The 20,430-nt window shown below is 41.0% G+C and carries 20 protein-coding genes; 8 read left to right on the forward strand and 12 right to left on the reverse strand.

The window, feature by feature from the left end; translation table 11 throughout:
• Nucleotides 1-33: 33 nt before the first annotated feature.
• The 4 genes from hutH to AC58U0_RS25495 all read right to left on the reverse strand — a co-directional run bounded on the left by hutH (nt 34) and on the right by AC58U0_RS25495 (nt 4,647).
• Nucleotides 34-1,575 carry a histidine ammonia-lyase gene (hutH, locus tag AC58U0_RS25480; protein WP_497381708.1) on the reverse strand — a complete coding sequence of 514 codons (1,542 nt, stop codon included), beginning with the start codon at nt 1,573-1,575 and terminating at the stop codon, nt 34-36.
• 151 nt (nt 1,576-1,726) lie between these two features.
• Nucleotides 1,727-2,188, reverse strand: a complete 462-nt coding sequence (gene hutP, locus AC58U0_RS25485; protein WP_057306748.1) for a histidine utilization transcription antiterminator HutP — start codon at nt 2,186-2,188, stop codon at nt 1,727-1,729.
• 290 nt (nt 2,189-2,478) lie between these two features.
• Nucleotides 2,479-3,882, reverse strand: coding sequence for an MFS transporter (locus tag AC58U0_RS25490; RefSeq protein ID WP_497381709.1), 1,404 nt, complete (start codon nt 3,880-3,882; stop codon nt 2,479-2,481).
• A 183-nt stretch (nt 3,883-4,065) separates the two neighbouring features.
• Nucleotides 4,066-4,647 (reverse strand): TetR/AcrR family transcriptional regulator, encoded by a 582-nt coding sequence (locus AC58U0_RS25495; protein ID WP_057306750.1) that lies wholly within the window; start codon nt 4,645-4,647, stop codon nt 4,066-4,068.
• A 406-nt stretch (nt 4,648-5,053) separates the two neighbouring features.
• Between AC58U0_RS25495 and AC58U0_RS25500 the strand changes: the two genes are divergently transcribed.
• Entirely contained in the window at nt 5,054-6,490 is a 1,437-nt protein-coding gene (locus tag AC58U0_RS25500) for a DHA2 family efflux MFS transporter permease subunit (protein WP_497381767.1), read from the forward strand.
• A gap of 217 nt (nt 6,491-6,707) precedes the next feature.
• Here AC58U0_RS25500 and AC58U0_RS25505 read toward each other — a convergent pair whose 3' ends face one another.
• From AC58U0_RS25505 to AC58U0_RS25520, 4 genes are all read right to left on the reverse strand, one after another.
• The gene (locus tag AC58U0_RS25505) at nt 6,708-7,955 is read right to left on the reverse strand and encodes a DUF4153 domain-containing protein (RefSeq protein ID WP_497381710.1); all 1,248 of its coding nucleotides are present in this window, start codon (nt 7,953-7,955) and stop codon (nt 6,708-6,710) included.
• Between the two features lie 13 nt (nt 7,956-7,968).
• Entirely contained in the window at nt 7,969-8,181 is a 213-nt protein-coding gene (locus AC58U0_RS25510; protein WP_057306753.1) for a helix-turn-helix domain-containing protein, read from the reverse strand.
• Between the two features lie 10 nt (nt 8,182-8,191).
• Nucleotides 8,192-8,674 (reverse strand): DUF2975 domain-containing protein, encoded by a 483-nt coding sequence (locus AC58U0_RS25515; protein ID WP_497381711.1) that lies wholly within the window; start codon nt 8,672-8,674, stop codon nt 8,192-8,194.
• A gap of 218 nt (nt 8,675-8,892) precedes the next feature.
• Nucleotides 8,893-10,098, reverse strand: coding sequence for an MFS transporter (locus AC58U0_RS25520; RefSeq protein ID WP_497381712.1), 1,206 nt, complete (start codon nt 10,096-10,098; stop codon nt 8,893-8,895).
• A 228-nt stretch (nt 10,099-10,326) separates the two neighbouring features.
• Between AC58U0_RS25520 and AC58U0_RS25525 the strand changes: the two genes are divergently transcribed.
• Complete coding sequence (locus AC58U0_RS25525) at nt 10,327-10,899, forward strand: TetR/AcrR family transcriptional regulator (RefSeq protein ID WP_060648897.1); 573 nt, start codon at nt 10,327-10,329, stop codon at nt 10,897-10,899.
• A gap of 339 nt (nt 10,900-11,238) precedes the next feature.
• Here AC58U0_RS25525 and AC58U0_RS25530 read toward each other — a convergent pair whose 3' ends face one another.
• Nucleotides 11,239-12,645 carry an ADP-ribosylglycohydrolase family protein gene (locus AC58U0_RS25530; RefSeq protein ID WP_497381713.1) on the reverse strand — a complete coding sequence of 469 codons (1,407 nt, stop codon included), beginning with the start codon at nt 12,643-12,645 and terminating at the stop codon, nt 11,239-11,241.
• Between the two features lie 83 nt (nt 12,646-12,728).
• On the reverse strand, nt 12,729-13,583 hold the full coding sequence (locus AC58U0_RS25535; RefSeq protein ID WP_497381714.1) for a helix-turn-helix domain-containing protein: 855 nt from the start codon (nt 13,581-13,583) through the stop codon (nt 12,729-12,731).
• Nucleotides 13,584-14,199: 616 nt separating this feature from the next.
• Between AC58U0_RS25535 and AC58U0_RS25540 the strand changes: the two genes are divergently transcribed.
• The 6 genes from AC58U0_RS25540 (at nt 14,200) to AC58U0_RS25565 (ending at nt 18,421) form a co-directional block, all read left to right on the forward strand.
• Nucleotides 14,200-14,568: a hypothetical protein gene (locus AC58U0_RS25540; RefSeq protein WP_497381715.1), complete on the forward strand. Its 369-nt coding sequence runs from the start codon at nt 14,200-14,202 to the stop codon at nt 14,566-14,568.
• Nucleotides 14,555-14,803, forward strand: a complete 249-nt coding sequence (locus AC58U0_RS25545) for a transposase (protein ID WP_497381716.1) — start codon at nt 14,555-14,557, stop codon at nt 14,801-14,803. Before AC58U0_RS25540 ends, AC58U0_RS25545 begins: the two co-directional genes overlap by 14 nt.
• Before the next feature lie 258 nt (nt 14,804-15,061).
• Complete coding sequence (locus AC58U0_RS25550; RefSeq protein ID WP_497381717.1) at nt 15,062-16,501, forward strand: DUF7948 domain-containing protein; 1,440 nt, start codon at nt 15,062-15,064, stop codon at nt 16,499-16,501.
• A 215-nt stretch (nt 16,502-16,716) separates the two neighbouring features.
• Nucleotides 16,717-17,121: a hypothetical protein gene (locus AC58U0_RS25555; RefSeq protein WP_497381718.1), complete on the forward strand. Its 405-nt coding sequence runs from the start codon at nt 16,717-16,719 to the stop codon at nt 17,119-17,121.
• Between the two features lie 35 nt (nt 17,122-17,156).
• Complete coding sequence (locus AC58U0_RS25560; protein ID WP_497381719.1) at nt 17,157-17,864, forward strand: glycosyltransferase family 2 protein; 708 nt, start codon at nt 17,157-17,159, stop codon at nt 17,862-17,864.
• Between the two features lie 200 nt (nt 17,865-18,064).
• Entirely contained in the window at nt 18,065-18,421 is a 357-nt protein-coding gene (locus AC58U0_RS25565; protein WP_497381720.1) for a group I truncated hemoglobin, read from the forward strand.
• 142 nt (nt 18,422-18,563) lie between these two features.
• Here the strand turns inward: AC58U0_RS25565 and AC58U0_RS25570 are convergent, their stop codons facing one another.
• Together AC58U0_RS25570 and AC58U0_RS25575 are read right to left on the reverse strand one after the other, a co-directional pair.
• Nucleotides 18,564-19,448, reverse strand: coding sequence for a carbohydrate ABC transporter permease (locus AC58U0_RS25570; protein ID WP_497381768.1), 885 nt, complete (start codon nt 19,446-19,448; stop codon nt 18,564-18,566).
• Between the two features lie 12 nt (nt 19,449-19,460).
• Nucleotides 19,461-20,351 (reverse strand): ABC transporter permease, encoded by an 891-nt coding sequence (locus tag AC58U0_RS25575; RefSeq protein WP_497381721.1) that lies wholly within the window; start codon nt 20,349-20,351, stop codon nt 19,461-19,463.
• Nucleotides 20,352-20,430 lie beyond the last annotated feature (79 nt).

Raw genomic sequence — 20,430 nt, forward strand, 5'->3', positions numbered from 1 at the left:
CTATTAACTATAACGGGTTGGATTTTTCTTTAATTATTGAATAATTGTAATTGGTGAAATTTCAGTCGCAATATCTGTCGCTTGTAACATGCAAGTTATTTTTTTGATGTCGTAAGACAGCACTCTATCTTTTTCCAAAAACGGTACCTGTTCGCGGCACTTGGCATAAATCCACTTTGTCCCATTGCCTAGAAGCTCGGGATTGCGATAGTCAATAGCTTGTGAAGCACATAAAAGCTCAATAGCGATGACGGAGTAAGCATTTTCTACAATTTGCTTCGCTTTTCGGGCTCCGATCGTCCCCATACTCACGTGATCCTCTTGATTGCCTGAAGATGGAATGGAATCGACACTAGCTGGATGAGCCAAAGATTTATTTTCGGAAACCACCGAAGCAGCAGCATATTGGGCAATCATAAACCCGGATTGAAGACCTCCATGTTTTGTCAAAAAGGGAGGTAGATCACCATTTAACTGCGGATTGACTAAGCGCTCGATCCTTCTCTCGGAGATATTGGCCAATTCTGACATACAGATGGATAAAAAGTCCATAGCCAATGCGATCGGTTGCCCATGAAAATTGCCGCCCGAAATTACCCTCTCCTGCTCCTCAAATATGAGTGGATTATCAGTGACTGAATTTATCTCCACCTCAATTTTTTCCAATACATAAGAAATCGCATCACGACTTGCTCCATGAACCTGCGGTATGCAGCGAAGAGAGTACGCATCTTGCACTCTTAATTCTCCTTGATTTGTCATCAATTGGCTTCCCATTGTCAGTCTTTTCATATTTTCGGCAACCTGCAGTTGGCCTTTATGTGGTCTAATTTCATGCGTTTGCGCATCGAAAGCGTCCCTGATTCCCAATAATGCTTCACAACTCAGAGCTCCCGTCGCATCCGCCCATTTCGCCAAATTCAAAGCGTCATAACAGGCTATTGCCCCGACCGCTGTCATGACCTGGGTTCCATTTATTAACGCAAGTCCTTCTTTAGCTTCTAAAGATATCGGTTGAATGCCCGCCATTTTCATAGCCACTCCGCCATCTAGACGTCGACCTTTGAAAACCGCCTCACCTTCTCCAAATATGACTAAAGCTACATGCGACAATGGAGCCAAATCGCCACTGGCACCGAGCGAACCCTTCTCTGGTACGACCGGAACGACATCCTTATTCAGCATCTCGATCATCGTTTGGACAACCTCAATCCGGATGCCCGAATAACCTAACGAAAGCGATTTGATTCGAAGCAGCATAATCGCCCTAACGACTTCTACTGGCAATGCTTGCCCAATTCCGCAAGCATGACTGCGAATGAGATTTTCCTGGAGCTCTTTTGTATCTTCACTTGAAATATAAGTATCACTGAATTTTCCAAATCCAGTGGTAAGTCCATAAACCGTTTTTTTCTCTCGAAGAAGCTTTTCCACATAACTTCTGCTGCGATTCATTTTTTCCACACTTGTATGGTTCAAAGCCACCTTAGCCTTGTTTCGAGAGACTTCAATTACATCTTTTAATGTTAGTGTTATTCCGCTACCTACTATGATTTCTGTCTTCAATGTCTGCATCATGATCTCTCCTCGTCTGAAAATATAAAAAGGAGCCAATACCAAATAAGGTATCGGCTCCTAAATCACTAAAATTACTAATAGCCTGGTTTATTATTTAATTCACTTCTATTGTTTCATGTGCAAAGAATGGTCATTCATCACTAAATAGCTAAATATGATTAAATCCATAGCCAAAGGCTTCATGCTCAAAACCCTTTTTGGGAGCTCCAATCGTTCCGTAAATAGATACCGCGATCCACTCACCGCTTTGCTCAGAAGATTCTCCTAACTTTCCGCGAACAATGGAGAATGTCAACCCAACGGTCCGTAATATATCACCGAACTGTACCATACCTCTGCCAACACCTTGAAGAGCTTCAATGATAGCGTGGTATAAAGCGTGCACTTCGTGATAAATATCTTTATTAATAATTAGATTGTTTTTAGCCGTCGTTTCTATGGCTGCGATAACTTTGTTTAAATCCATCGCTCCAACTTTACCTACAACGTATCGATAGCCTTTTTCTTTCAATTCATTTTCAACAGCTTCATTCCATGAATGATCCCTTAAAACGGCTAATAACATAGACAATTTACCGATTGGAAAAGATGTCTTTTCTGGACTCGTCATTGGATCGCCTCCTAAAAATCTGATTTTATACTTTTTGGATCCAAAGCATCGCTTTAATTTAGATAACGTTTACATTTGATGAATAAGCGTGGATGACAAACCTGATCTTTGATTGTTTGTTGCTTTATTACAATAAAAAACAAAAAAAGATCGCGTTAAAAGTAAGTAGATACTTACGTATCCTTATTACTTTAGCCCGGATCTTCTAAATAACTAATTGCTAAACGACTGAACTGTATAATGAAATATAACATGGTGATTAGTGGATGTCAACAAGAAGAGAATCTATGTTAAGCAGCTTTAGGGGCTGGTTCTTTAACAGTACTACGCGCTGGGAGAAACCAGAAGAGCACAACAACAAGAGCCGCTGTTATAAATACTACTGAACCCATTATGGATACAGAAATAGCGTGTGCAAATTGTTGTTTTAATGGTGACTCTGATCGGTTCACTGTCTCAAAGACTGTAATAAGAATAGCTAAACCCATCGAACAGCCCGTTTGTTGTGCGACATTGATAAGACCTGACGCGGCACCCGAATCATGTGAATCAACACCAGACAGACCAAAAGATGTTAATGGTTGAAATATCATCCCCGCGCCCATACCCATGATGATCAACGGAACGAAGATTTGCGGAAAGAATTGTGAATCTACTGAGATTTGGCTCAACCAGCTCGTACCTATAATCGCAATGATCAAACCGGCAATTAGCACTTTTAAATTTCCAAACCGGGTTACCAACCAAGGCATAAGATACATCATCCCGAACTGCACACCCGTAAAAGGCAGAAATGCGAGCCCAGCTTCAAAAGAACTAAAACCAAGAACGTTTTGTAAAAATTGCGGGATAAAGAAAAACAATGAAAAATTGCCACACAAAAACAGGAACCTTCCAAGATATGCCCCTGACCGCTGACGGCTCGAAAACAAACGAAGCGGTGTAATAGGTTGTTTCGCACGAGCTTCGATAAACACAAAGGCCACTAACAATATAACACCAACAATAAGTGAAACTAATGTCTCTATATTCCCCCAGCCATGAGCTGCCGCTTGTACAAAACCAAATACCAGTGCAGTAATTCCGATTACTGATGTCAATGCCCCCATTATATCAAAGCGCCCCGAGTTTTTCTCCGTCTCCTTTAAATATCGTGGCACCATAATGAGCAGGGCAATTCCAATGGGTACGTTGATAAACATCCCTACGCGCCAAGAAATTAAGTCCGTCAGTACTCCACCAAGGATGAGTCCAATACTGCCGCCTGCTCCTGATACAGCACTGTATATGGCGATCGCTTTGGTACGTTCTTTGGCTTCTACAAAGGTCACCGACAATAATGCGAGCGTAGATGGTGTTGCTATTGCTGCCGCAAGGCCTTGTAATGCACGAGTAATGATCAGAAGTTCCGCTGATTGAGCTAATCCAACCATTATTGAGGCAAGCGTAAATAATGCAATACCAACACTAAACATTCTCCTTCTCCCCAAGATATCCCCCGCCCGGGCACCTAACAATAAGAAACCCCCAAAAGCCAAAATATATGCATTTTGTAGCCATGTCAAATTGGTTGTCGCTATATGAAGTGTACGACCGATTTCAGGCAGCGCCGTTACCATGATGGATGAATCGAGTACAACCATAAGTTGACATGCAATGATAATGGTTAAAATAATTTGTTTGGACTTGTGCATTCACTTCGCCTCTCCTTCTTAAGTGCTTGATTTGAACTATAGCACACAATATTTATAAAGTAAACACTTTATATGTATTTTGTCTATTTTGTTTTTAATGTAAAATTTGTGGGAACGACTTTTTACATACAAAAAGACCTGCTTGATATTTCTCATCAGCAGGTCTTCCTTTATCCATATAGTTTATTGAGAACGAAGCAAAGTAAATTGTTTGGCAAGATAAAGCGGCGTATACGGCATATCCTTACGAAGCCAAGCTACGATCGTACCGATCAAGGCTGAAGATCCGTACCAAATCGCAATGTCCTTTTGAATACCTACTGTAGAAAGGAATGATTCATTCCCCATTCTCTCTACTCTTGCGGTTACCAATTCCGTCAGCAGCTTTAACAACCGCTCCGTAAAGATTGGGGTACGTTTCGACGCTAGAATTACTTTATAAAATTTAGCATGTTCGGCAATATGTTCAAGCAAGTTCACAAGTAGCGGCCAATCCTCTTCTTCTGTGGAATTCTGATTCCCAGGCGCACAGTTCAATATTCCGTTAATGTCCCCGATCATATCATCCGCCATCTTCTCCAGCATATCCGGAATGTCTCGATAATGAAGATAAAAGGTAACTCGGTTGATGGTAGCGCGTTCTGCAATGCGATTTACTGAAATTTTCTCGATATCCATTTCCTGAAGCAATTCCACAAAAGCGTCTTTAAGCAATTGACGTGTGCGGAGTATGCGGGGATCGGTGCGGGATGTTCTATTATTCATATATCCCTTTCTTTTCCTTTATTTAGTAAGTTACATCTAATTTATATTATGTAAATTATATTACAAGCTGTAAATTTAGTCCACGTTAGACCCATCCTTTTCCATGTCCCTCGGGATTGCTCCAAACGCGAAAAAAAGTGTTGAGCCGGTAAGCTACAATTTCCGGAATTTACGTCGTATTTTTTCAAGATAAACTACAAAAAAAGATTTCCATGTATACTAATTTACACTTCGTCAAAGTTTGTCGCTTGTAAACACCATGTTTCTGGATATAATTTAATTTACAGTTTGTTTATTATATAACATATTGTAAATTTATTTGATAGACATGAAAGGATGAACTAAGTTGAGCAAAGGTTTAGAAACAAAAAGCAGTTCGATAAAAAAGGGACCGATCTTGTTCATTATGATTTTGGGTGCCTTTCTTGCGACGCTGAATCAAACGGTTATGAGTGTTGCCGTTCCGGAATTAATGGTTGATTTTAACATTTCTGCTGCAACTGCCCAGTGGCTGACAACAGGCTACATGTTGGTTAACGGTGTTCTGATTCCGATCACAGCGTTTTTGATGCAGCGGTTTACCACACGTGAGCTTTTTCAATCTTCGATGTGGATTTTCCTTGCGGGAACGATCATATCGGCCATCGCAACCGACTTTCCTGTTTTGCTGACTGGACGCCTGATACAGGCAGCCGGTGCCGGGATTATTATGCCGCTGCTCATGAATGTTATTTTAACGCTATTCCCTCCCAATAAGAGAGGAGCCGCCATGGGTTTGGTCGGGTTCGCCATTATTTTCGCACCTGCGATCGGACCTACTCTTGCCGGTTATATTCTGGAAAATTATCCTTGGGAGACGATGTTTTACGGCATGATTCCGTTTACTATCATTGTTATCATTTGCGGCTATGTTTATCTAAAAAACGTGTCGGAGCGAGTCTACGCCAAAATTGACCTTACCAGTGTCGCCCTTTCCACCGTCGGATTCGGTGTCCTGCTGTACGGCTTCAGCCGAGCCGGCAGCCAAGGATGGTCAAGTGCGGAGGTGCTTGTATCTATTATTGCGGGAATCCTTGCCCTCATCTTGTTTACTTGGCGGCAAATCGTTTCTCAAAATCCGCTTCTCGATCTCCGAGCCTTCAAATACAACATGTTCTCCTTAACTACCATCATTAATATCGCAGTTACCATTGTGATGTATGCGGATATGATGCTGCTTCCGCTGTACCTTCAGAATGCCCGTGGCTTTACTGCTCTTGAGTCCGGCTTGCTGATGCTCCCCGGCTCGCTCCTGATGGGCTTCATGATGCCGATCACCGGGAGGCTGTTCGATCGGTTCGGCGCGAAATGGCTTTCTATCATTGGAATGGCCATTACGATCGCCACTACCATTGGCTTTATTAACTTGACGGACTCAACCAGCTATACCTATTTGGTCCTCATGTCTACGGGGCGCCGCTTCGGCATGGCCATGCTCCTTATGCCTATTACCACAGCAGGTTTAAATCAGTTACCGGCCAGACTTAATGCGCATGGTACAGCTATCTCCAATACCATCAAACAAGTGGCCGGAGCCGTAGGTACTTCTTTGCTCGTGACCGTGATGACGAATCGTACCAAAACTCATCTTCAGGAAATAATGGCGACAGGCGGGGCAGATGGGGCAACGCAAAAGCACATGATTATGGAAGCATCCATTCAGGGTATTAATGATGCCTATCTCGTTATTGTTGGGATCGGCATCATCGGGTTACTGCTTTCTTTCTTTATCAAACATGTTGCAGAAAACTCAGAGGAAAAGTCCAAAGTAAATGTGATAAAGGCAACTGTCAAAGAAGCCTAAAGAATTTTGAAATTGAAAATTAATGAGAGTGGAGGTTTTTATTTAGCGTTGCGATCATTCCGTAATATCGGGCGTTTAATCGCGACTTGGTGCGACAGATATAAACCGCGGCAGTCTAGGGCTATATTTTACGTCCTAGTTTGCCGCGGTTTCTTTTAATTGGATCTGTCTATCTTGAAATTTTTTTATAAATTGTAAGTGTCTGACCAGAGCATTTCTAATAAAAAATTAAAGGAAAAGTAAATGTAACGAAAGCCGCCCAAAGTCCGTAGACCGGCAAATACTTAGTGACGGCATCTTGGATGTTGGAAGGTCCGGTTTTGTTTTGTAGAAAACGCATATAGGCGATCATAATCCAAATTAGATTGGCCCAGATCAGTATGTTTACGCCTAAAACAGCAAGTCTGTTGGGCGTAATCCCATAAGAAGAAAGCCTGAACACGATGGCTGATAAAGCCACACTGTCAATGATAAGAGCAAGAACAATGAGGCCAAAATTTATATAATCAGAAATGTTCTTTTTCTCGTCTGTGCTGCTTTCGGTAATGGAGAATATGGTGACGGCCAATACACTAAGGAGAATTCCGTTGAAGGATAGGAGGAAATTGCGGTCCAAGAATGGATTTTTTCCGACCCAAATAACCGTAATAAGATAGACCAACAATGTTGCCATTACAAGAGGGCTAAAAATTTTAGCTATATATGGTGCTATATTTTTAGCAAGTTTAAGGTTCCTTGATACCAGGTATGTAGCCACAATTGCGAGAGCGGCAGCACCAAATAAAACGACATTTTTAAAATAGAATTCAGATATATCCATGCCGACAAATCTAAATAACTGCATAGTTAAACCTGTTAGCAGCATTCCGCTAATTGCCATGCTGGCGTAGAGTATGCAAAATTCCCCATTAAATTTAAGATAGGCTAATCTTATCCTGCCTCTGCCATATTCATTTCCTGTAAAGGCAAGCCCTACTAATACCCATAAGAATATGGGTAGGTGTATATAAGCCAGGATAATACTATCTTTATGCTCTAATGGCAACATATTGAGAAAAAAACCGGAGATTAGGAATGACGATGCTAAGGTGTACAGAACCTTTTTTTTCGGGGTATTATTGGTTATAAAAAAGATAGCGATAAAGGGAAGGATTCCAAAAACAAGGTTAATTGGGGCTATTTCTTGCTGTTCGACAAAATGGAAAAGTATCCTTGTGCTAATCCCGGACAGAATTGCTAAAATCCCCATGGATAAGAAATCTTTCTGAAGCAAGGAAGCTTTTTCTGTATGTACCGTCTCCTTGAAATGCAATCTTTCATACCAAACGGCAAGAATCTTCGAATCTGGGTTCTGTTCCCAGGCGTAGGAGAATGATTTTTTAAAAGCTTCGGGTTCTTTTCTAAACATTCTTTCCAGCTCTCGAGGATTAGCCATATTTTCAATAATCAGATTGGTAATGTCCATGTTATACCTCCCTCTAATATTCGTCACTTTTATATTCTAAAATATCGCCAGGCTGACAGTCTAAAGCCTTACATATCGCCTCTAAAGTGGATAATCGAATCGCTTTTGCCTTACCGTTTTTCAAGATAGAAAGGTTAGCCATTGTGATTCCAACCCTCTCCGAAAGTTCTGTTACGCTCATTTTCCTTTTAGCAAGCATCACATCAATATTGATTATAATTGCCATGTTATTCACCTCAGACCGTTAAGTCATTTTCTGATTTTATATCTATGGCATTTTTTAAAAGCCTTTGGAGAACAGCAGCAAAAACAGCAATCACCATGGAGGCAAAAATCATAACCAGTCCGATTACTATGATACCTGGGGCATCGTCTTTCTCCGCAATGAGATAAAAGAGCGGCATGCCAACCACATACAAGCTACTGATTGTGATTGCACAGTATGTTATTTTCTTTAAAGCTCGTATAGATAATTCCGAGAAAGCTGTGTTCTTGTCAATATAGCTTAAAAGTTTAAAAGCTTGATACAGAGCAAAGTAAAAAGGTATCGCTGTTGCATACAAATCAATTAAAAAGAGATATTTTATATAAGCAATATCTGGATACAATTCTACAGCAAAATTCCCTATCTCAGGCACCAAAAATATGCACAAAGCAAGAACTGGGATTCCAATAAGAATAACAGCTATCTTTAAAAAGAGTGTTGTTCCTCGTTTCATAAAAAGCACCTCACTTATTTAATATTAAGTTGACTTTAACATACGATTTATCGTTTTACAATAAAATATTATTGTTTATTGTATTATTATTGTTGCAGAAATATCCTTTCATTTTAAAAAAAAGATAAAAAACCTTTCTCATTTTTCAATATATGACTTGTTCAACTAACCTCACCTTTAACGAGGCTGCCCAACATTCCCGGCAGCCTCGTGTTCCGTTATTTGATTTCTTCGGTTTTGTTTTTTTCGGTAAGAATGTAAAGCAAAGCTATAAGAGGCAAGACGACTCCAATAATAGAGGCAAAATTCCAGCCCCCGTATGCATAAGACCAACCGCCCAAAGATGAACCAATGGCTCCGCCAACGAAAAAAATAGACATAAAAAGCCCGTTAAGACGGCCTCTTGCTTCTCTTCCCAATGAATAAATGACACGCTGTCCAAGTACAAGATTTCCTGACACGGCCATATCAAGTGTAATCGCGGAAAGAAAGAGCAGTATGAGAGCAAACGTTGAATGGCTTTGGAATAGAAAGATTAGCAAAAAAGACAAGACGGCAATGATCATGGCCAGCCCGGTTAACCATTTGCTCCATCCTTTATCCGCTAATCTCCCGGCAATCGGCGCAGCTATCGCACCACCCACACCTACTAAAGCAAACAATGCAATACCTTGTTGTGACATTCCGAAATCATTCGCCAATCTTAAAGGAACCACCGTCCAAAAAAGGCTAAAAGCTCCAAATAAACAAGCTTGATATAGGGCACGGCGTCGCAATGCAGGCGTTTGTTTTAAAAGGCTGCCTAAAGAGACAATTAGTTTACCGTAAGTTACCGAAGGCGTAGGCCTGCGCTCGGGAAGAATACGCGACAATAGAACCGTCAATAGCGTGACAACAATCGCCGACAAAACAAATACGGCTTGCCATCCCCAGATGCTCGTTAACAAGCTTGCCACCGGCCGTGCAAACATAATCCCGAGCAAGAGACCGCTCATCACATTTCCGACTACTCGGCCGCGCTGCTCTTCAGACGCTAAATAGGTAGCATAAGGAACCAATATTTGGGCGACCACAGATCCAATTCCAATAAACAGAGACGCGGTCAAGAATAACGGCGCATTGGGGGCAAATGCGGCAGCTAGCAAGGCACCGACTGTAACCATTAGCGATACTACCGTAAGGCGCCGATTTTCAATAATGTCGCTGAGCGGTACGATAAACAGCAGCCCAACGACATAACCGATTTGTGTTAAAGTGACAATAAATCCTGCTGCTGTGGAAGAAATGCCCGTAGAGACACTGATAGGTCCTACAAGGGTTTGAGCATAATAAAGATTGGCAACAATAAGACCGCAAGCGGCTGCCAACATAAACATCATCCAACCTGAAATCCGGTTGCCTTTCATCACTTGTTCACTTTGCATGATAATCCTCCTCGTAATTGAATTTCTGAGTGTTCTGCAGCACCCACCTTTTAAGCACTGCCATTACAATATAGATACTAAACGTATAGTTCAATAATTATAGCTAAATAATATACTGAACGTATAGTTTTGTAAATAGTTAATTTCGTTTTATTTTCGTTTAAAATTCAGTATACTAAACGTATAGTTTATATTTTCTAGTTTATTTATGCGAAGGGGAGGATTCTGGTGCAGGGCAAAAGAGGGCGGCCACGTAATGTAGAAACGCAAAACTCTATCCTTTCCGCTTCCTATGATTTATTATTGGAAAATGGCTTTGGAGCAGTTACAGTAGAAAAAATTGCTGATCGTGCCAAGGTTAGCAAAGCCACCATTTATAAATGGTGGCCTAACAAGGCTGCTGTGGTGATGGATGGATTTCTATATGCCGCCTCGGCAAGACTGCCCGTGCCTGACACGGGAACAGTACTCGATGATATTCTGGTTCATGCCACGAATCTAACCCGGTTTTTGGCAAGTCGGGAGGGTAAAATCATTACGGAGTTATTAGGCGAAGGGCAGTTTGATGCAGGATTGGCGGAGGCATATCGGACGCGATACTTCCAACCTCGCCGGCTTGAGGCAAGGCGTCTTATGGAACAGGGGGTTCAGCGCGGGGAATTGAAGAAAAATCTCGATATCGAATTAAGCACGGATCTCATTTACGGGCCGATTTTCTATCGCTTGCTGGTAACTGGTGAAAAATTGGACGATTCCTACGTGCAACATCTTGTAAATAATGTATTTGAAGGAATCCGCTAAATCTGAAGCCTCTCAGTGGAGAATCCAGTGGGGATTGGCCGAGATCATAGGTCGGGATGTTCCTTGCCCAAATGCTTAAGGAGGCTGCCGATCCATTGATTTCGGCAGCCTTCTCCTGTTGTTTATTGCGCGTTTCTGTCACTCCGGTTGCAATTGTCGTATATGGGCTCCCAGGCGTTGTAAGTAGTGAATAGCTGGATGTAAAATGAATATGCCAGCCTAATATAAGGGATTTCCAACGAAACCAACAATGATCGTATGTCTTTCAATTTTGTGATTTTGTAAGCTGAGCGGTCTAGCAAATTAAAAAAGACCAGCCCATTGGGCCAGTCTTTACATTTATGAAAGCTTCTTGCCAGCAGCATATTCGGCAGATATCTTCTTAAACACCTCATAACTGCGCTTGGCGCAATCCGAAATCGCAATCGGATGAAATCCTGTCACTTCTGCGTATAACGTATCGTGAAGCGGCTCGGACCAATAGGCCGGAAGCTTATCGGCCCCTAGCTTCGCCCCCATAATCGACCCAACAGTAGCTCCGTTGCAATCGGTATCCCAACCGCCTAGAACCGCTGTCGTAATAGCCAGCTCAAAATCGTCCTTAGCAAAGATCAGCGACGCAGCAACTAAGGCTGCATTATTATTGGTATGGACACAATGATAGTGCTTGAACGCTTCCCAGATTCGATCAACTAAATCCAATTGGTCAACAGCACTGCGCGCAATTTCTACGGCTTGTCGAATATCGTGAGCCAGTCGGCTATCTCTAGGAATTTCACTAAGTCCAATTTCTACAATACGTTCATTATCGGTTTCGTTAAAAGCCGCTGCAATCATGGCTGCCACAAACATTTCCCCATAAATACCGTTCTTCACATGGGAAAAGGAAGCGTCCCGCCAAGCTAATTCAGCTGCCAGCTCTGGATTCCCCGCCGCGCCGTAAGCAAAGCCATCGGCTCTGATTTGAGCTCCAATCCACTCCCGATACGGATTTAACCAGGTTCGCACCCATTCACTCTTCTGTGCCCAGTCGTCCGTTTTTTCACCTTGCATATGGAAGGTTACCTGAGCGAAATTCAAATAAGATTGCGTCTCTGCTGTACACACTTGCTGATAGCTCAGATGCTTATGCCACAGCTTGCCAATATCCCAGCTATCAAAATCCAATCCTTTTTCCTCTAAAAGAATTAAGCCTAACACGGTATAACGAATATCATCGTCGGATTCCATAAACTGAATATGTTCTTTCCAGCTTTTCTTACACCACTCATTTACTTTCAAATCGTACTCAACTGACGCCCGTGAACTCCCTGGGGTATAACCGCGAATGGGCCAAGCATCTGCTCCTTTGAACCACAACTCAATATTTTTCCAGCCCGCTCTTCCTCCGCTGCCATCCATAAATTGACGGTTCTCAAGCGGTTTCCCCAAGGCACACCCTATACTCCGACCGAGCCACGCACCTTGAAATTGATTGAGCCATTCAGTTTCAGATTTATCCGCCGTTAGTTTTCGCGGTCCTTCTGGCCGCATGGCAAGTATACTAGGCAAATCTGAAGGCTCTTGATATGTGAATTCAGCACTAATTTCAAGCTCCATCAACTGATGATATACAGCCATCAGCTTCGTTTCATCCTCCCCAGCTGTGGCCCATTTGTCCTGAAACCCGCTTACATCGCAGCCTTCTTCTCCCCTTTGTATAAATTCCAAATGTACAATATCCTTTAATCGCTCCCAGCCAGCCATCGTAAAACCACCTTTAATGTAAGATTTTAAGCTGATTATACGGATTTAGCTCTAGCGAATCTTCTCAATTTCCTTCATAATTCTCAAAATAATTGCTTAACGCCAAATTGTTTACGGTATTCTTGAGGCGACATACCAACGACAGAGTTAAAGGCTCGATAGAAGGACGCCAAGCTCTGAAACCCGCTGGAAAAACTAATGTCTGCGATACTATCAAGATTAGTTACAAGTTGTTTCCTTGCTTCGCTAATGCGCAGCTGTGTAATATAGTTCAAAAAGCTGCTGCCTGTATGCTCCTTAAACAAGCGGCTTGTCCGCGCACTGCTCCAGCCTAGATGAGCAGCAACATCTGTAAGCTGAAGAGGCTCAAGAAACCGTTCTTTGACAAATATCATCATTTCTTTGATCTCACGCTGCGACTTGGACATCTTTAGCCATTGCTCGTTGCTAAAAGCAGTCCTGTAATGGCGAAGCAGTGTAACACCCAGCTCCAGCAATTTGCAGCGGGAAATCGTAATATAACCCTCAGCTTTCGCGCTCAGCTCCTCATAAATCTGTTGAATTAATGCCCCTATTCTTTGGGCAAGCGGTGTCCCAGCTGCTATATGATTCTCAAATCTCTCAGAACGATAAGCAAATGGCAGCAATAATCTTTCATCTTCTTCAAGGAAGAGACTAGGATCAAAATTAACAAAAATATATCGGCTCGGATCATGCTGAGCGGATTGTGCAATATGCAGCTCCGTATTATTGACAATAAAGACATCACCTTTGCTAACCTTATATTGCTTATTTTCAAAAACAAATTGCCCTTTACCTTCCAAGCAATAGCCTATTTCCAAGCTGGAATGAAAATGAAGAGGCTGCAGATACGGTTTGGGACACCAAAGATAAGCATTAATTGGAATTAGATTGTCATATTCAATTTTCTGCTTCATTTAGTTTCAGTCCACCTTCGAAATGATGATAGCTATATTTTACCATTAGCAAAAAAGTAATGAAATTGAAATGTGATTTGCAGCTTCCTTTTTAAAACAGCGAAAGCCCCGTTAAAGCAATCGCTTCGACAGAGGCTCATTTGCGACTTAGGGTACTTTTGGGAATGTTTAATTCCCTGGATATCTCGATCGCTCCACAACAGATATAGGCAAGCTAAATGTGCTTATTGCCGCCAACTTTGCGGTATTTCGCGAGATAAGACCACAGTGCGTGCTTATCTGCTGCATTTCCTAACTTACTAGGCTCAAGAACGCACAATAAGCACTCGTACCTTGCTAATGCCTCCATTGCCGCAGCCATTCGAACAAATAAGCACGTTCAGATATCTTATTCTCAGCGAGCGCATCGACTACACCCACGAGAGGATCGAATTTCAACATTAAGTATTGATCATAGTTGTTTATATTTACATTCCAATCCGTAACTCTTGACATATACTAATTTGACCAATAATCTTCATGTTAGAAATGAGGGATCACCATAATTAAACTGGACGATACCATTAAGCGAAAAATTAAAGGGAAGAAACGGATTGGCTCTGGTGGAACGCGAATTGTGTACGATTTAGGAAACGGTTATGTTATTAAGATTGCCAAATCGAAAAAAGGGATTAATTGTAACCGTATTGAAGTTAATATTTATTATTCCTTATTGGAACCGATTAAAAAATATTTAGCTAAGATTAAAGAGTACCATAAAGAATATCACTGGATTGCCATGAAAAAATATGATCGTAAATTCCCTGTTTCTTCCAAATATAAACTAAAACTTATGAAATTGGTAAAAACGTTTCGATCAAATGGAATTATTCCTTCAAAAGGGATACGTCTCTATTATAAACCATATGCACCGAACATCCGGTTAAAGCGGGGTGGCCAGATCGTGATCATTGATTATGGAGGGTTTAAATATGCCCGTAAATAAAAAATATCAGCGGGTCTGGATCGGTCTTGTACCATGCAACAACAGCGAAAGTACTGGTAAACGAAAACCCTCGGAAACTCGCAAAGGAAACAAATCTCTCCGATCGGCGCTTCTTGAAGCTTCACAATCCGTAAGCAGATCTGACAATTATCTCGGAGTCCTATACAGGCGAATCGCAGCACGTAACAGTAACAATCGCTGCTCCCGACGCCTTATAGTAACTCGTTCATATTAAAATACTAGACGCAGCCTTTTGAAAAACGTCATAGTTGCGCCTAGTTTCTTATTGCCATTTTCAGTTCTCTGCTTTATGAGATTTTCAGGAAGTTTATCTACTTCAGTAGATAACAACCTGTGTCATCACTTTTTCCGTCTACATGCCTATTTATTTATATTAAGGATGCATACCCAATCAAGTAATTATAGACATACGTATCTATGTATCAGTATAAATGAACTCACGGCATGAGTCAGAAAGGGGAAAAAAGATCCCATGCAGCCTGAGGAAGAGACGAAACAGAGAAAATTGGAGACTTATGGGCTTCCTATAGTGTTTGTTCCCAATGGTACACTGTTGAATGAAGCGGTTCGGTTCTATGCGGAAGATAGAGAATTTTGTTATACCTTTAGCCAGGAACAAGTAGGGATGACCTTCTTTGAGTTTGATCCTAAACTATCGTTTATTCATAAACCTAGTCTGGCTATGCGTTTTTTGAATGCCCGTTCTGACGTGACCCCTGAAGGAACATCACCGGAAACAGGACGCGGTAGTGATCCTAATGAACTTTACTCGAATCTCCCCATCTATCGGGAAGTCATCTACCGGCAGATGTGGCCTGGCATCGATGTGGTATTTCAAGGACACGAAGGGAATATGAAATATGATGTGATGCTGCAGCCGGGTGCCCGGATGGAGGATATCCGGTTCATCTGTGAGGGGGCAGACGAGATCCGGATCGATGATGCCGGTAATTTGTTGATCATTACCCCCTTCGGGACGTTCATGGACCTCAAACCGGTGGGTTATCAGAAAAAGGATCACATCCAAAACCCAGTCGGTTACCAGTTTGTAATTAGAGCCGAAGCGGATGGAAGCCAGAGCGTTGGATTTGAGATGATCGAAGGCTATCATACAGGTTATTCCTTGGTCGGTAACGCATACGCGACTGAGGACATTAATTCCTCCAATTTCCCCACCGAGCCCGGTACCCTTCCCACTACTTTAGGCGGTTTTCAAGAAGAATTTATGACAATACGGAGAATTACCTGCCCCGTCATGCAAGAACCAACGGGACTTCTAGGGGAACCCGGACCTTTCAGTTTAACAGAACCTCAAATAACCCAAGGAATGGAAGACTACCCAGGGCCTCCTGAATCGCAAGGATTACAATGTGAGCCTGGACCTTTCGGGTCGCCGGGTTCTCGAGCGCAGAAAAAACGAAAACGAATAAGTAAAACGAATAAAATAACAGGCAACCAATCACTGAGAACGGATCTTGTTTCATTAGACAAACATATAAAAAAAATGATTCAAGGAAAAAACATTATCGGTTTGGGTTCAAGACGAGTTGTATATGATCTGGGTAATGGTTACGTTCTAAAGGTAGCGAAGTCTAAATATGGGATAAAAAGTAACAAGAAAGAAGTAACGATATGCATGACATCTCCAACCGATATAAAAAAACATCTTGGCCACATCCTAAAGCACGATGATAGATACAATTGGATAATAATGAAAAACTATAAAACAAATTTCCGGAGAAATAAGGAAAACATGAAAAAATTTTTTGATATGAAAGGGAAATTTAAAAAAAATCGAATAATTCCTTATGAGATTTCAGGTCGTGACGGACCCAATTATCAAAACCTGCGTCTAAATTCTGACGGGGAGATCATTGTGATTGACTATGGAAATTTTAAGTATCAATATTAATTGTTGCTTATATATATAGCGTTTTGTTCAACTGACGGGAGCGATTGTTGAAATATTTAGTATACCAGTCAATGTCACCACACCCATCCGCAGTGCTTACAAAATTTTTCCTTGGCCACCACTTAACGAGGCCTATTTATGGTATATTTTGTAACTTATTAGCGCTGATGAATAGAATAACAAGACACCTTTTGACGGGAGGGGAACATTGTTACATGAAGAAGAAGATTAATAAAATGAAAGTTATCGGGGTAGGTAAGTGGCGAGTAGCATATGATTTGGGTAATCGCCGTGTAATAAAAGTTGCTAAATCAAAAAATGGGAGATCAAGCAACAAGCAAGAAGTAATTGTATATAAATCAGCTCCATCTAGGATTAAAAAACACCTTGGAACAATCACAACTTATGGGTATGGCTATCACATTTTAATAATGAAAAAGTACAAAAGGATGTTTCCCAGATCAAAAAAATATAAGAGAAAACTAATCGCTTTGAGAAGGAAATTCATGAGGAATGGAATCATTCCTCATGATCTTAATTCTAATAACATACGTTTGAAAAATGATGGACGAATCGTTTTTATTGATTATGGGAATTTTGAAAAACACCGCAAAAAGTGAAATGCACACGTATTTTTACATTGGGAGGAGATATCGTGAGCCAAAGAAAGCGGGGAATATCGATCATCACGTGTACGAATAGGCCAAGTTTTATTGGTAATGTTTTGGCAAATTATAAAAGACAGCGTTACCCGATAAAAGAGTTAATTATCGTATTAAATAAAAGTGGTATGAGATTATCCAAATATCGAAAAAAAACAAAAGACCATAAACATGTTTCCGTTTACAAGAGGCCGGAAAAAGTCTCTTTGGGTGAGTGTCTAAATTACGCAATAAAACGGACGAAGCACCCCTATATTGCAAAATTCGATGATGATGACTACTACTCCAAATATTATTTGACTGAGCAGATAAAGGCGATGCGTCGTACGAAAGCGCATGTTGTGGGAAAACGAGCTTATCTGGCTTTTATCAAAAGGAAAAATCTGCTCATCCTCCACTCAGCCAAAAAACAACATAAATACGTAAAATGGGTGACCGGTGGAACCCTTTTTTTTAAAAGGCGTGTATTTAATAAAGTCCGATTTCCAAACGTTTCACTAAATGAAGATGTGATCTTTGCAAAGAGATGCAGGATTAATCACTTTAAAGTGTACTCCTCAAGTCCTTACAATTATGTAATGATCCGCAGAAAAAACAAAAAAGGCCACACATGGAAAGCCAGTGACGACCATCTTCTTTCAAGAAGCAAAATAGTTGCAAAAACCAGGGATTTCCGAAAAAGGGTCACCCGAGCAAAATAAGATATTTCAAATTAATCTAACACATGCACATAACAAGGAGCAGCTGCTACTGTAGAACTGCTCTTTATTTTGTTCCAACTAACTTAATTAAAATAATTATTTATTAGCTGTTCTGTTGAAAGTATGGTGAAACTGGTAATCTGAATGGATATGCCATTCATGGGTATAATTAGATAAACCCAATTTTAGAGGAGTTGCATATGAGCACATTATATGAAAAGTTTGGCGGCGAAGAGTCAATCGCTAAAGTGGTGGACTACTTCTATGATTTAGTTTTAGCAGATGAGACTGTTAAACACTTTTTTGAACATACAGATATGGAAAAACAACGAAAACATCAAACGAAATTTATAAGCTATGCGTTAGGTGGACCTAACCAATACTCTGGCGGTGCTATGTCAAAAGTGCACGAAGGAATGGATTTGCAACCTCCCCACTTCGATGCTATTGTTAAACATCTTCATACTGCTCTAGCACATTTTGGTGTAAGTGAAGTTGATATTAGTAAGGCATTAGATAAAGTAGAGTCCTTGCGAGGAGATATCCTTTATAAATAAAATGGATGGGAAAGTTGTAAAAATAGCCCCTGGTGAGGGAAATTCACACCAAGGGCTTATTCGGCTGTTCTATCTATAACATAATCCGACCATTCCTTATGAAAGAAAGCAGCATCCGCTGCTTCTTGAATATGTATCTCTCTTATTCTTTAACTGAACCAAGCATAATACCATGAATGAAATATTTCTGTAGAAATGGATATAAAATGAGAATAGGCAGCATCGAAATGAAAATTTTTGCAGCATTCATCGTTTTAGCTGAGACATTTTGCAGTTTCACCAGCTGCTCTACGGTCAGTTTACTTGGGTCAATCTTGACGATCAGCTGTTGAATATAGGTTTGTAACGGGTAATGCTCGACCTTATTCATATAAATTAATCCGTCAAAAAAAGCATTCCAATGACCGACAATACTAAACAATGTGATAACGGCTACCGTAGGAACAGCTATAGGCAAGAAGATTCTAATCATCATATACCAAGGTCCGGCGCCGTCCATCATCGCTGCTTCTTCCAATTCCTTTGGTATGTTACGGAAATAATTCATGAGCAGCATGACGTTGAAGATCGGAACGGCCGAAGGCAGAATCAGCGCCCAAATGCTATCCATCAGCCCTAAGTTTTTCACCGTAAAATACATCGGAATCATCGAGGGCGAAAAAAGCATATTAAACAATAAAAAATACATAATGACATTCCTGAGCGGAAGCTGCTTGGTGGTTCTCGACATCGGGAAAGCAAGAAGCAGCGTCACTAGAAAATTCAATGAACTCCCGAGAATAACCCTCAAGATGCTAATCAGAAAAGATCTCCAAAACTGTTGATCTCCAATGATTTGAATATACGATGTAAAGTTGAATTGAACAGGCCAGAAAAACACAATTCCCGCTTCAGCTGCACTTTTGGAGCTAAAAGACAAGGCAAGCGTATGCCAAATGGGAGCAAGACATAATAAAGCCAGCAAGCTCAGCAAGATCACATTCAAATGATCAAAAATACGGGAAGCAACACCATTATTTGTCATGATTTCACACCTGCCTTAGAAGATACGGTAATTTGCAAATTTTTTAGCAAGCATGTTGGAAATAACGATCAATATAAAGCTAACCAGAGATTTCATCAATCCAACGGCAGTCGCCAAACTGTATTGTTGTGAGACAAGCCCCGCGCGATATACATAGGTATCAATAATATCCGAAGATTGATAAACAATAGGATTATACATATTAAATATTTGATCGAAGCCTGCGTTTAGTATATTTCCCAAACTTAGAGTCACTAGCAAAACAATGGTAGGCACGATGCCTGGAAGCGTAATATACATAATTCTTTGAAATCTATTCGCTCCATCAATAGCTGAAGCCTCGTATAAACCAGGGTTAATGCCTGCCAGAGCAGCCAAGTATACAATCGCGCCGAAGCCGAATTCCTTCCAGACGTCGCTTCCGATCAAAATAAAAGGAAATAGTTGATTATTGCCCAAAAATAGAATGGGATGAAATCCAAACCACTGCACCACCTTGTTTACCATGCCTTCAAGGGATAAAACGTCCATTAATATGCCCGACAAAATAACCCATGATAAAAAGTGGGGGATGTACACAAGCGTCTGGACGGATCTTTTGACAAACTTTACTCTTAACTCATTCAATAAAAGAGCGAATGTTAGAGAAACGACCATCCCCGCTACAATCTTCATACAAGCGATATAGATCGTGTTGAATAATATCAGGCGGCTATCAGGAAGTTGAAACATAAATTTAAAATGATCCAGCCCAACCCACTTGGAATGAAGCATTCCTTTGAACGGGTTATAATTCTCGAAAGCGATTATGGAGCCGAACAATGGATACGTATTAAAAATGAACAGCAGACAAAGCCCTGGAATCAACATTATCCAATAGTGTTTAACATTTGATTTTTCTCTCACACTCTTCACCCCCTGCGCACATAATCCAGTAGGCAAGCCAGCTCCCTTTCGACAAGGGAACCAGCTTGTTTGCAGATCC

Source organism: Paenibacillus sp. J31P190, from assembly GCF_059692075.1.